13 protein-coding genes are annotated in these 11,308 nt (G+C 60.4%); 4 read left to right on the forward strand and 9 right to left on the reverse strand.

Translation table 11 applies throughout. The annotated features are described in order from the left end of the window. Window positions 1-96 precede the first annotated feature (96 nt). Entirely contained in the window at window positions 97-1,182 is a 1,086-nt protein-coding gene (locus ACQKP2_RS16015; RefSeq protein WP_427577753.1) for a DUF1615 domain-containing protein, read from the reverse strand. Between the two features lie 159 nt (window positions 1,183-1,341). Here ACQKP2_RS16015 and ACQKP2_RS16020 point away from each other — a divergent pair, with 159 nt between their 5' ends. Further along, on the forward strand, window positions 1,342-2,877 hold the full coding sequence (locus ACQKP2_RS16020) for an FAD-dependent monooxygenase (RefSeq protein ID WP_427577755.1): 1,536 nt from the start codon (window positions 1,342-1,344) through the stop codon (window positions 2,875-2,877). A gap of 117 nt (window positions 2,878-2,994) precedes the next feature. Here the strand turns inward: ACQKP2_RS16020 and hemB are convergent, their stop codons facing one another. Beyond that, the gene (gene hemB / locus ACQKP2_RS16025) at window positions 2,995-3,969 is read right to left on the reverse strand and encodes a porphobilinogen synthase (RefSeq protein WP_427577756.1); all 975 of its coding nucleotides are present in this window, start codon (window positions 3,967-3,969) and stop codon (window positions 2,995-2,997) included. A 148-nt stretch (window positions 3,970-4,117) separates the two neighbouring features. Further along, window positions 4,118-4,828, reverse strand: coding sequence for a glutathione binding-like protein (locus ACQKP2_RS16030; RefSeq protein ID WP_427577758.1), 711 nt, complete (start codon window positions 4,826-4,828; stop codon window positions 4,118-4,120). Between the two features lie 363 nt (window positions 4,829-5,191). On the opposite strand from ACQKP2_RS16030, the gene ACQKP2_RS16035 reads away from it, so the two are divergent. Beyond that, a complete protein-coding gene (locus ACQKP2_RS16035; RefSeq protein WP_427577759.1) occupies window positions 5,192-5,866 on the forward strand; it encodes a histidine phosphatase family protein in 675 nt (224 codons plus the stop codon). 113 nt (window positions 5,867-5,979) lie between these two features. On the opposite strand, the gene mnmH is transcribed toward ACQKP2_RS16035, so the two are convergent. The 5 genes from mnmH to ACQKP2_RS16060 all read right to left on the reverse strand — a co-directional run bounded on the left by mnmH (window position 5,980) and on the right by ACQKP2_RS16060 (window position 10,275). Next, a complete protein-coding gene (gene mnmH, locus ACQKP2_RS16040; RefSeq protein WP_427577761.1) occupies window positions 5,980-7,083 on the reverse strand; it encodes a tRNA 2-selenouridine(34) synthase MnmH in 1,104 nt (367 codons plus the stop codon). Next, window positions 7,083-8,117, reverse strand: a complete 1,035-nt coding sequence (gene selD, locus ACQKP2_RS16045; RefSeq protein ID WP_427577762.1) for a selenide, water dikinase SelD — start codon at window positions 8,115-8,117, stop codon at window positions 7,083-7,085. Before selD ends, mnmH begins: the two co-directional genes overlap by 1 nt. Before the next feature lie 114 nt (window positions 8,118-8,231). Beyond that, window positions 8,232-9,188: a quinone oxidoreductase family protein gene (locus ACQKP2_RS16050; protein WP_427577763.1), complete on the reverse strand. Its 957-nt coding sequence runs from the start codon at window positions 9,186-9,188 to the stop codon at window positions 8,232-8,234. 27 nt (window positions 9,189-9,215) lie between these two features. Then, the gene (locus ACQKP2_RS16055) at window positions 9,216-9,389 is read right to left on the reverse strand and encodes a DUF1427 family protein (RefSeq protein WP_427577765.1); all 174 of its coding nucleotides are present in this window, start codon (window positions 9,387-9,389) and stop codon (window positions 9,216-9,218) included. Window positions 9,390-9,495: 106 nt separating this feature from the next. Beyond that, window positions 9,496-10,275: an AraC family transcriptional regulator gene (locus tag ACQKP2_RS16060; protein WP_427577767.1), complete on the reverse strand. Its 780-nt coding sequence runs from the start codon at window positions 10,273-10,275 to the stop codon at window positions 9,496-9,498. A 147-nt stretch (window positions 10,276-10,422) separates the two neighbouring features. Between ACQKP2_RS16060 and ACQKP2_RS16065 the strand changes: the two genes are divergently transcribed. Both ACQKP2_RS16065 and ACQKP2_RS16070 read left to right on the forward strand, forming a co-directional pair. Continuing rightward, a complete protein-coding gene (locus tag ACQKP2_RS16065) occupies window positions 10,423-10,650 on the forward strand; it encodes a DUF6555 family protein (protein WP_427577768.1) in 228 nt (75 codons plus the stop codon). Between the two features lie 97 nt (window positions 10,651-10,747). Beyond that, on the forward strand, window positions 10,748-10,960 hold the full coding sequence (locus ACQKP2_RS16070; RefSeq protein WP_427577775.1) for a hypothetical protein: 213 nt from the start codon (window positions 10,748-10,750) through the stop codon (window positions 10,958-10,960). Window positions 10,961-10,987: 27 nt separating this feature from the next. Here ACQKP2_RS16070 and ACQKP2_RS16075 read toward each other — a convergent pair whose 3' ends face one another. Next, complete coding sequence (locus ACQKP2_RS16075; protein ID WP_427577770.1) at window positions 10,988-11,149, reverse strand: metallothionein; 162 nt, start codon at window positions 11,147-11,149, stop codon at window positions 10,988-10,990. Window positions 11,150-11,308 lie beyond the last annotated feature (159 nt).

Raw genomic sequence — 11,308 nt, forward strand, 5'->3', positions numbered from 1 at the left:
GCAACACCGTTGCCTGAATGCATCACTGAAACTGCAGTACCCGCAAAAAGCCCGGCCTGATCAGCCGGGCTTTTTCGTGTCGTTCTTTCGACTCATTCAGCGCGCCATGCAACGTTTGTAACGCTCGTCGACCCGTTGAGCAAACCAGGCCGTCGTGAGCTTTCGGGTAATTTTCGGGCTTTGCAGCACGATTCCCGGCAGTAACGCGCGAGGCAACGGCCGACCTTCAGCTTCTTCGGCCAGGGCGAAAACCCGCTGGTAGAGCCGGGTCTCCTCGAATGCCAGTGTCTTGCCCTCCTCCAACTGATCCCGGATCACCGGATTGCGCATATCCAGCCGCTTGCCAAGGGTGCGTACGGCCCGTTCCGTGCTGCCGGGCATGATCGAGTCGTAGTTGACCAGATCGCCATCCAGTGCCAGCGGGATGCCGGTAGCCCGACTCACGGCATTCTGAAAGGCGGCATTGCGGCTGGCGTACCAGCCTGCATTGAAATCGGCGAAGCGATACAACGGCGCCTGATAACTCACCGGGTAGCCGAGCAAATGCGCGATACCAAAGTACATACCGCCACGACGGGTAAACACTTCGCGGCGGATCGAGCCGTTCACCGGATAGGGGTAGCCCTTGGCCTGTTGCTCGGCGAAATCGATACTGACTTGCATCGGCCCGCCCGTGTGCACCGGGTTGAAGCCTGCGAACAACGTCCGGCCCATTGGCACCATGCCGATGAAGTCGTCGAAAATCGCGCTCAGCTCCTTTTCGCTGCGCACGGCGTCCAGCCGGTCGCTGTAAGTCTTGCCATTGGGTGAATGCACCTGCAGCGCAGCGTTGACCAACAGTTCGGGGATGTGCGCCTTGGCCGCCCGGCGATTGATTTCGTCACGCGCAATCTTGCCCAGCCCCGGCACCGACGGGTCTGCCTCAAAGGTCGATTCCTGCTCGGTTACCGCCAGTACCGAACACAGATTTTGCGTGGTCGGTTCAATGTTTTGCGCGGCAAACGCCACCTGTATATCCGTGGCCCAGCCCTGGCGGTCGACGGCTTTGCCCGGCAGCAGGCGCAGGATTTCTGCCTTGACCTGCGCAGGTTCCCGCGCAGGCGGCGCCTGGGTCCGTTGACCACTGCATCCGGCCAGCACCAGCAACGCGGCGATGCCCAGGATCAATCGATGAGGTTGCATGTTGCTCCAGAGAGTCCGTTGAGCCGGGTTAACCCTACGACCAAAGGCATGACGCAGGCTATGACCCTGACGCAAGCCGACCGTTCCTGAGCCTGCCACGAACTGGCTACCCGGCCCTTTTGGACCATACTTGGTCCACATTGCGTGGAGGACAGGCGCATGCACCGTAGCGACGTGTTGATCATCGGTGCCGGCCCGACCGGACTGGTACTGGCGCTGTGGTTGAGCAATCTGGGTATCCGCCCGCGGATTGTCGACAAATCATCGGCACCTGGAACAACGTCCCGAGCACTGGCCGTGCAGGCGCGGACGCTGGAGTTGTATCGCCAGCTCGATCTCGCTGACGCCGTCATCGAGCATGGCCACCGCGTGGCGGCCGCCAACTTCTGGGTCAAGGGCGACGCTGTGGCTCGCTTGCCGTTGAGCCGTGTCGGTGAGGGTCTGACGCCCTACGCCTTCCTTGAAATTTTCCCGCAGGATGAACACGAGCGGCTGTTGATCGACAGTCTCGAAGCCTTCGGCATCACGGTGGAGCGCAACACCGAGTTGCTGGGATTCGAGGAGAGCGGCGATGGCATCACCGCCACATTGCGCCTGCCCGACGGCCAGCAGGAAATTTGCCAGACCTGTTACCTGGCCGGTTGCGACGGTGCCCGCTCAATCGTGCGCAAGACCCTGGATACCGGATTCCCCGGCGGTACGTACCAGCAGATTTTCTATGTTGCCGATGTGCAGGCCAGCGGACCGACGTTCAACGGCGAACTGCACGTGGATCTCGATGAAGCGGACTTTCTCGCGGTGTTCCCGTTGGCCGGTGAGGGACGCGCACGCCTGATAGGTACCGTGCGCGATGAACGCGCCGAACAGGCCGAAACCCTGCGGTTCGAAGATGTCAGCAGTCGGGCCATCACCCACATGAAGGTGAAGATCGAGCAACTGAACTGGTTTTCCACTTACCGCGTCCACCATCGGGTCGCGAATCACTTTCGTACCGGTCGGGCCTTTTTGCTGGGTGATGCCGCCCATGTGCACAGCCCTGCCGGTGGTCAGGGAATGAACACGGGGATCGGCGATGCAATCAATCTAGCCTGGAAGCTCGCCGCCGTGCTGACCGGCGGTGCCGAGGCCGGACTTCTCGCGACCTACGAAACAGAACGTATCGCATTTGCCAGAAAACTGGTGGCCACCACCGACCGTGTCTTCACCTTCGTCACGGCCGAGGGCCGCGTGGCCGATCTGCTGCGTACGCGCCTGGCGCCTCTGCTGATACCGAAAATGGCCTCGTTCGAAACATCCCGTGAATTTCTCTTCCGTACGGTGTCGCAGATCACCCTGAATTACCGGGGAATGCCCCTGAGCGCTGGCGTTGCCGGTCACGTTCATGGCGGCGATCGTTTGCCCTGGGCGCACGACGGCGAAGGGGACAATTACGAATCACTGAGGTATCCGGGCTGGCAGGTGCATGTGTATGGCGACACCAGCGACGAAATGATTACCTGGTGCAACGAGCGTCATTTACCACTGCATGTGTTTGCCTGGCGACCGGCCTTCGACGCCGCGGGCCTGGGCCGCAACAGTTTTTACCTGCTGCGGCCGGACACCTATGTGGCTATCGCCGAAGCCAGTTCGGACCCGAAAGTGATCCAGCGGTACTTCAAGCAGCACGGGATTCGGCCGTTTTTTGGCGTTAACTGACCACACTGCACTTTCTGTAGGAGCGAGCATGCTCGCGATGAGCCTGAGATCGACGCGGGGTGTCAGGTTTCCAGCGTTATCGTTGTCGACCATCGCGAGCTTGCTCGCTCCTACAGATCAGATTCCGGCCAGTGCCAGGTCCATCGCAAAGTAGGTAAAGATCAGGTCCGCCCCTGCCCGCTTGATCGCGCCAAGGCTTTCGCGTACCACCCGATCTTCGTCGATGGCGCCGGCCTGTGCGGCGAACTTGATCATCGCGTACTCACCGCTGACCTGATAAGCCGTCAATGGCAAACGCGAGGCTTCGCGAATATCGCGGATGATGTCCAGGTAAGCACCCGCCGGCTTGACCATCAGCGCATCGGCACCTTCCTGTTCGTCCAGCAGCGATTCGCGCACCGCTTCGCGGCGGTTCATCGGGTTCATCTGATAGCTTTTGCGATCGCCCTTGAGTGCACTGCCACCGGCCTCGCGGAACGGGCCATAGAGTGCGGAGGCGAACTTGGTGGAATAGGCCATGATTGCCGTCTGATTGAAGCCGGCCAGATCGAGCGCCCGGCGAATGGCCTGGACCTGCCCGTCCATGGCCGCGGACGGCGCAATCACATCGGCCCCGGCGCGGGCCGCCGCGACCGCTTGCTTGCCAAGATTGATCAAGGTCTGGTCGTTATCCACTTCATGCTGATGCAACACGCCACAATGGCCGTGATCGGTGTACTCGCAGAAACAGGTGTCGGACATGACAATCATTTCCGGCACGGCATCCTTGGCGATGCGCGACATGCGCGACACCAGGCCGTTTTCATTCCAGGTATCGCTGCCGGTGCCGTCCAGATGGTGGGACACACCGAATGTCATCACCGACTTGATTCCGGCCCGGGCATAACGCTCGATTTCGCCGGCCAGCTTCGACTCCGGAATGCGCATCACGCCGGGCATGCTTTTGATCGGCACGAAATCGTCGATTTCCTCTTCGACGAAAATCGGCAGTACCAGGTCGTTGAGGCTGAATTCGCACTCCTGGAACAGGCTGCGCAGGCTCGCATTGCGGCGCAGACGGCGTGGGCGTGCTTCGGGGAACTGGCTGGGCATAGGTCATCCTGAAAAAGAGTGAACTGTAGGAGCGAGCTTGCTCCGGGCGGCGTTCCGACGATGGTCGTGAACGATAACGCGGGCTGTCAGCTTTCCCGCGGTGGCTGGTCGCTCATCGCGAGCATGCTCGCTCCTACAGGTTTTAGCGTCAGTTTGAGAGGGGCTTGGGGATTTCCAGCCCGCGCTTGACCGCCGGACGCGCCAGGAAGCGCTCCAGCACTCGCGTGACGTTGGGGAAGTTCTGGATGCCCACCAGATCGCCGGCCTCGTAGAAGCCGATCAGGTTGCGCACCCACGGGAACGTGGCGATATCGGCAATGGTGTAGCGCTCGCCCATGATCCAGTCCCGCCCTTCCAGACGTCGATCCAGAACACTGAGCAGGCGCCTGCTTTCTTCGACATAGCGGTCGCGGGGACGCTTGTCTTCGTAATCCTTGCCGGCAAATTTATTGAAGAACCCCAGCTGACCGAACATGGGACCGATCCCGCCCATCTGGAACATCAGCCACTGGATGGTTTCGTAGCGCTGCGCCGACTCCCGGGCGAGCAATTGCCCGCTCTTGTCGGCCAGGTAAATCAGAATCGCCCCGGACTCGAACAACGGCAATGGTGTGCCTTCCGGGCCATGGGGATCGAGGATGGCCGGAATCTTGTTGTTCGGGTTCAGCGAGAGAAATTGCGGGGACATCTGGTCGTTGGTGTCGAATCCCACACGATGCGGCTCATACGGCAGCCCGATTTCTTCGAGCATGATCGAGACCTTGACGCCGTTGGGGGTCGGCAAGGAGTACAGCTGAATCCATTCCGGGTTTTGGGCCGGCCATTTTTCAGTGATGGGGAACGCAGACAAATCGGTCATGACAGGATCCACGGAGCAATTGAGAATGCCGATCATAATGTAGATAGCGCCGACTGCGACGCCCGGAGCCATCATTTGCGCTGATGGTCATGATCAAAAGAGATCACAGCGATTCGGAGCAGTTTGCGGTGTAGTCTGTCCATATTTTCGCAACATCCTGTCGATATCCTTCACTTCAACCCGTTGAAGGTTACCGAACATTGCTGCACTCTTGACCGGATTCGAACCAAACGGGTGTCAGGGGACTCTGAGCACTGTCCCCTTGAAACGGATCAGTTCAACGACATGGAAAACACCGATGCAGTCAATCACGGTGTAATGGCTTGTCAGCCTTAACCCAATGCACTGAAGACTCTTTACTCCATGAAGAACCCGCTGACTTTCGCCAAACACTTCAAACATCGCGTTTACCTGCTCCTGCCTGCCCTTTTGGCGGCCGGCGCGTTGTTTTTGACGCTGGAGTCCAGCGAAAGTCGCGCTCAACCGGTAGATGGCGTCCAGACGCTGGTGTTCCTGCGTCATGGAGAAAAACCCGCCGGCGGCCTTGGGCAACTCAACTGCCAGGGCCTGAACCGCGCCATCGACCTGGCCACCCTGCTGCCGGAAAAATTCGGCAAGGCCAACTACGTGTTTGCCGCCAATCCGACTCGCAACGTCGAAGAGGGCGAACAGGACAACTCCTACAGCTACATCCGCCCCTTGATGACCATCAGCCCCAGCGCGATCAAACTGGGCCTGCCGGTGAATATCGAGTTCTCGGCCAATGACACCAGCGACCTGGCCGACGAGCTGCTCCACGACAAGTACCACAACTCGATCATCTACACGGCCTGGTCCCACGGCTATCTGCCGGAGTTGATCAACAAGGTCGCCGGACAAGCCGTCGGCAAGAAGCAGAACATCGCCGAAGACTGGGAATCGAACGATTACGATTCGCTGTACGTGCTGACGCTGACCTGGCACAACGGCAAGGCCAGCCTGCAAAGCCATAGCTACAAGCAAGGGCTGGATAACCGGCCGGTGACTTGCCCGACCTGAGTCAGGTACCTCTACTGGCCCCATCGCGAGCAGGCTCGCTCCCACAAGGCATTTGTCGTACGTAAATCCAATGTGGGAGCGAGCCTGCTCGCGATTGGCCGGAAAATCCAGTATCAACCTCGCAGGTTTACCCGCTCCCGCAAGTACTCAATCACCGCCTCCCGCTCCCCGGCAAACTCGATCCGGGCCCCTTTCTTCTCCCGCTGAAAGGCATACATCGGGTCGTAATACTCAACCAGCAGTCCTTCGATCCAGGCCCGGTGCATGTCCACCGAGCCGCTGTTGGCCTGCTCGGCCAGTGCATCTTCCATCATCAGCAGCATCCGCCGATGCCGCTCGCCACCCAGGCGCTTGTACACATTGTTCAGGCTTGCCAGCATACGTTCGGAAAACAGCGCAAAGCCTTCGTCGCCATGCACCCTGACGAACTCGCCACACAAATCCACCACGTAATCGCGCAAAATCCGCTCGACCCGTCCTTGCAGGCTGTCTTCAAGCCAGACCATCGGCAATTGCTGCATGCTCTGATACAGCGGTAATGGCAGCGCACAACTGCCGATCGCACGATTTTCGTCTTCCAGCACGAACTGTTGCATGCCGCGGGCGCGCTTCTTCAGCAGGTCGACTGCCAGGCGGTTTTCAAAGTCGATATTGGACGGTTGGCCCGTGGCGCGCTTACCGAAACTGGAGCCGCGATGATTGGCATGCCCCTCAAGGTCCACCCCGTTGTTCAAATGCGTCAGCACTTCGGTTTTGCCGGTACCGGTCATACCGCCCAATAAAACGAAATCGCATTGGTCAACAGCCTGGACCAGCGTTTCCAGCAGAAAGGTGCGCATGGCCTTGTAACCGCCGCCAACGCGCGGATAGTCGATACCCGCCTCCTCCATGAGCCAGCGCTGGGCGATCTGCGAGCGCAGGCCGCCACGAAAACAGTACAGGAGCCCATCGGGATGCGCCCGGGCGAAGTCCGCCCAGGCCTGAATGCGTTCGGCCTTGATATCGCCCGACACCAGTCGGTGCCCCAGCTCCATGGCAGCCTGTTGGCCGTGCTGCTTGTAGCAGGTGCCGACCCGTTGCCGCTCGTGGTCGTTCATCAGCGGCAGGTTGACCACTGCGGGAAAGGAGCCCTTTGCAAACTCCACCGGCGCACGGGTATCCATCATCGGCCGGTCGTTGAGGAAAATATCGCGGTAATCGGTGCAATCCACGGACATCAAGACACCTCGACCGCGTGGCTCTGTCGCTCGACCAGTTCGCCAATGGGGGCCAGTTCCAGATTCAACTCGGCGGCGAGCGCAAGAAACGCTTCGTTACCTTCGGGCGTCACGGCAATCAGCAGGCCACCGCTGGTCTGTGGATCGCACAGCACGCGCTTGTGCAGCTCCTGCAGGCGCCCCAGTTTGCTGGCATAGCTGTCGAAGTTACGCAGCGTGCCGCCGGGAATGCAGCCCTGCTCAAGGTAATACTCGACGCCCGGCAGTCGCGGTACCCGGTCATATTCGATACGTGCGGTCAGGTTACTGCCGTCGGCCATTTCCACCAGGTGCCCTAGCAGCCCGAAACCGGTGACATCGGTCATCGCGGTCACCCCTTCGAGTTTGCCGAAACGGCTGCCAGGCTTGTTCAGCGTGCACATCCAGTCCCGCGCCAGCCCGATATCGGCATTGCGCAACTTGCCCTTTTTCTCGGCGGTCGTAAGGATGCCGATACCCAGGGGCTTGGTCAGATAAAGCAGGCAACCGGCGGTGGCGGTGTCGTTGCGCTTCATGTGGCGCTTTTCCACCATGCCGGTGACGGCCAGGCCGAAGATCGGCTCCGGCGCATCGATGGAATGCCCGCCCGCCAGCGGTATGCCTGCTTCATCGCACACCGAGCGACCGCCGCGAATCACTTCCCGGGCAATCTCCGGCGCCAGCACATTGACCGGCCAGCCAAGAATCGCGATGGCCATCAACGGATCGCCGCCCATGGCATAGATGTCGCTGATGGCATTGGTGGCGGCGATGCGGCCGAAATCGAACGGATCGTCGACGATCGGCATGAAAAAGTCCGTGGTCGATACCACACCCCGCTCTTCATCGATGGAGTACACCGCCGCATCGTCGCGCGAGGCATTGCCGACCCAGAGTTTCGGATCAAGGTTCTGTGCGCCGCTGCCGGCCAGGATCACTTCCAGTACCTGCGGGGAAATCTTGCAACCGCATCCCGCACCGTGGCTGTATTGGGTCAGGCGAATCGGTTCGCTCATCTTGGCACCTCTCAGGGTCAATGAGGCCGATTTTAGCAGAGCGAGATTCGCCCAAGGCATTGCGCGCAGCGTCACGTTGTGGGAGCGGGCCTGCTCCCACATTGCTCGTCATCGTTACGGCAACAGGATCACTTTGTCGCCACTGCCCTGGTTGACCTCGGCATAACGCTCCAGGCCTTGCGCCAATGGCGATTCGAACAGCCCCTGGGGCAACGGCAACAAGTCCTGGTCGAAGAACTTGCCGAAGCGATCAAGCATCGCTGCGCATGCCTGCACACCGTAGAGCAGCGAATTGATCCCCACCACCGAACCGCCCTTGCGATACAGCGCCAGAGCCGGCAGCTGGACCATGCCGTCCACTGGTGCGGCGATGATTGCGATTCGCCCGAACGTGGCCAATGCCGCGACGGAGGCCGGCAACCAGAAACCGGTGGTGTCGAAAATCACGTCGGCACCACCGGTGAACACGGCGTTCACCTGCGCGCCCAAATCCTCGGGTTTATCCAGCTGCAGCGTCTGATAACCCGACGCCTGCAACTCCCTGACCTGCTCCGGCCGGCGCGCTGCCGCCAGCACCCTGGCGCCACGCACCTTCGCCAATGCCAGCGCGGCACTGCCCACCGCTCCGCCGCCGATCACCAACAAGCGGGTATCGGCACTCACCAGGCTGCGCTCCAGTGCGTCCCATGCCGTGGTGTAGGGCACGCCGAGACTGGCCGCCTGGCTGAAGCTCAGATGCGTGGGTTTGAGGGCAACGCCATTGGCCGGCAGTTTGACAAACTGCGCATGGGAACCATCGGCGAAGAACCCCAGCTCGCGGCCCGTGCCCCAGACTTCCTGCCCCAGCAGCGCTTGCGGGCCTTGCACCACGATACCGGCGAAATCGCGACCGGGAATCCGCGGCAAGGTGGTGTAGGGAAAACGTCCCAGGACGTTTTTCACATCGCTGGGGTTGAGTCCGGCCGCCTTGATTTCCACCAGCACTTCATCGGCACCGGGCACAGGGGTTGGCACCTCGACGTAGCGCAGGGCTGAAAGGTCGCCGGTTTTGTCGAACTGCAGTGCTTTCATGTCATTGCTTCCAGTAAGAATGAGGATTCAGGAGATCCAGCCAGCGACCCACTCACGGCTCATCGGCCAGAGCTTTTCACCGACCTGCATGCCCAGCAGCCCAACCAGGGCGATAGCCGGTGGTGCGGGAGAACGAAAGTCCAGGGCGCCATAAAGCAGGCCGACACCCAGACCGATCAACATTGAAATGAAGTAGCTCATGGCAGACTCCGTGGGCAATTGAGGTGTGCCTGAAGTCTAGAAGGGGGCGATCATGAGCACCGGTCAAAGGCTTCTGAATTTCGGCCAACCCCGCAATACGCAAGGTTCAGCCCTGGCGTTGGCTCGCAGAAAAGTGCGAAGGCGCAACACCCAGCTCCCGGCGGAACATGTCGCTGAAACTGCTGGGCGAATAACCCAGCTCCCGAGCGATGGCACTCACCGCGACACCCTGGATCAACTCGGCCGTCGCTGTTGCCAGTTGCACCTGACGCCGCCACTCGGCGAACCCCATGCCCAGGCCGTCCTTGAACAACCGCGCAAGGGTGCGCACGCTGGCTCCGGCGTTTTCGGCATGTTGCTCAAAGGAGATGTCCAGCGAGGGCTGGGCCATGACGGCCTGGCACAGGTTCATCAAGCGCCGGTCGGAATCGTCCGGCAGGGCAATCTTCAACATCGAGCGCCTGGCCCGCTTGAGCTCCAGCAGCGCAAGCCCCACCAACGCGTCGTAATACTCGGGCGCCGCATCGTCGCCCTGCTCCACCAGGCCAACGATCAACTCGCGCAACAGCCCGCCGACCTCGATGACCTGAACCGTGTCATCCAGTGTCGCGGCCAGGGCCGGACGCAGGTAGATATTGCGCATCTGCAGGTCAGTCACCACACGAATCCCGTGGGGCACGCCCGGCGGCAACCATACGGCCCGCTGCGGTGGCACCACCAGCGCTTCGTGAGGGGTCTGGACCCACATCACTCCGCTCATCGCATACAACAACTGCCCCCACACGTGCTCATGAGGCTCGATGAACAACCCGCGCGGATAGGTGCGCGCCAGTGGTTGCACGGGCACATCGGTATCACTCAGATCCGGCGGAGCGGCAAGGGCCATGGTCAATGATCATTGGGGCTGGGAAGGTCTCCATGGTAACGAGGCATCAATGCGCTCGCCAGCGCTGGCCCACCGCCTGAGCATTCGAGTGAATTTTCCCGGTGTCCCGCGATCCTTCTATGTACAACAGGGAGGAACAAGGGCCTTATGAACAGCGCAAAACTATTCGTCATTGAATACACTCTTCATGGTGTTCCCAAGTCGTTCATTATCCGTCTGGAAAAAATGGACAACGCCGAGGCTTGGCATTGGGCAAGCTGCGACGCGGGGGTCGGAAGAATCCCCCGGTTCGGCCGTGAGAAGGTGCAAAAGACCAGCAAACCGGCGGCAGAAAAATTCGGCGTGGAAAATGTCAAATGGCGGCCGGCAAATTGAAACCCGGCAATGTTCATCAGGGGGAAGCGAAGTGCAATCAACGTTCGTCAGCAGCCCGGCGCGCCTGGACTACAGTCTGGACACCTCATCCGGCCCCATGACCAGAAGCGCCGAATGCCCGGTCGGCCTGGAACAGGTCGAACACGACCCGGGCCGCTTCGCGATACGCATTCCTGCGCCCTTGCCGCAAGATCTCGAACAGGCGAAAACCGTCGATCTGAGGGTCAACGGACGTCGCCTGAGCGGTATGGTCTGCCAAAGTGAACGACTGGACGATGGCAGCCTGAAACTGGAAGTGGAGCCCGACTAGGCTCCACCTTCCCGTGGGCGATAGCCATCAGCCATGGGCGCACTTGCAACCTTGATGGGCACACTCCTCGCCGTGCTCGTGGTGCTTGGCACAGGCTTCGCAGCAGTAGTGCTTGCCGTGGCGCACGATCGGATGCTCGCCGAGCTTGCAGTTGCACTTCGGACAGTCACAGATACGGTCAACGGTCATGTCTCCGACTCCTTTTGCAGTGGTCTTCGGGGGCTGGATGCACAGCCTGTTGTACCAGTGTAGGAGTCACTGTTCGGCGCAAGGCTATTTCTGGCTGCTTGCACTCTGTGTACACGCAGTATTGTTGGAGTTTTTCATGCGTCCCCCCTTTACCTCGAA

Source organism: Pseudomonas sp. NPDC089569 (genome assembly GCF_050280625.1).
GTDB lineage: Bacteria > Pseudomonadota > Gammaproteobacteria > Pseudomonadales > Pseudomonadaceae > Aquipseudomonas.

What these genes read in the sequence shown, in the direction of transcription:
- ACQKP2_RS16015 (WP_427577753.1), bottom strand. Translation starts at nt 1,182, where the DNA reads ATGCAACCTCATCGATTGATCCTGGGCATCGCCGCGTTGCTGGTGCTG.
- hemB (WP_427577756.1), bottom strand. Translation starts at nt 3,969, where the DNA reads ATGCCCAGCCAGTTCCCCGAAGCACGCCCACGCCGTCTGCGCCGCAAT.
- selD (WP_427577762.1), bottom strand. Translation starts at nt 8,117, where the DNA reads ATGAGCGAACCGATTCGCCTGACCCAATACAGCCACGGTGCGGGATGC.
- ACQKP2_RS16075 (WP_427577770.1), bottom strand. Translation starts at nt 11,149, where the DNA reads ATGACCGTTGACCGTATCTGTGACTGTCCGAAGTGCAACTGCAAGCTC.
- ACQKP2_RS16055 (WP_427577765.1), bottom strand. Translation starts at nt 9,389, where the DNA reads ATGAGCTACTTCATTTCAATGTTGATCGGTCTGGGTGTCGGCCTGCTT.
- mnmH (WP_427577761.1), bottom strand. Translation starts at nt 7,083, where the DNA reads ATGTCCGTGGATTGCACCGATTACCGCGATATTTTCCTCAACGACCGG.
- ACQKP2_RS16035 (WP_427577759.1), top strand. Translation starts at nt 5,192, where the DNA reads ATGAAGAACCCGCTGACTTTCGCCAAACACTTCAAACATCGCGTTTAC.
- ACQKP2_RS16050 (WP_427577763.1), bottom strand. Translation starts at nt 9,188, where the DNA reads ATGAAAGCACTGCAGTTCGACAAAACCGGCGACCTTTCAGCCCTGCGC.
- ACQKP2_RS16065 (WP_427577768.1), top strand. Translation starts at nt 10,423, where the DNA reads ATGAACAGCGCAAAACTATTCGTCATTGAATACACTCTTCATGGTGTT.
- ACQKP2_RS16030 (WP_427577758.1), bottom strand. Translation starts at nt 4,828, where the DNA reads ATGACCGATTTGTCTGCGTTCCCCATCACTGAAAAATGGCCGGCCCAA.
- ACQKP2_RS16070 (WP_427577775.1), top strand. Translation starts at nt 10,748, where the DNA reads ATGACCAGAAGCGCCGAATGCCCGGTCGGCCTGGAACAGGTCGAACAC.
- ACQKP2_RS16060 (WP_427577767.1), bottom strand. Translation starts at nt 10,275, where the DNA reads ATGGCCCTTGCCGCTCCGCCGGATCTGAGTGATACCGATGTGCCCGTG.
- ACQKP2_RS16020 (WP_427577755.1), top strand. Translation starts at nt 1,342, where the DNA reads ATGCACCGTAGCGACGTGTTGATCATCGGTGCCGGCCCGACCGGACTG.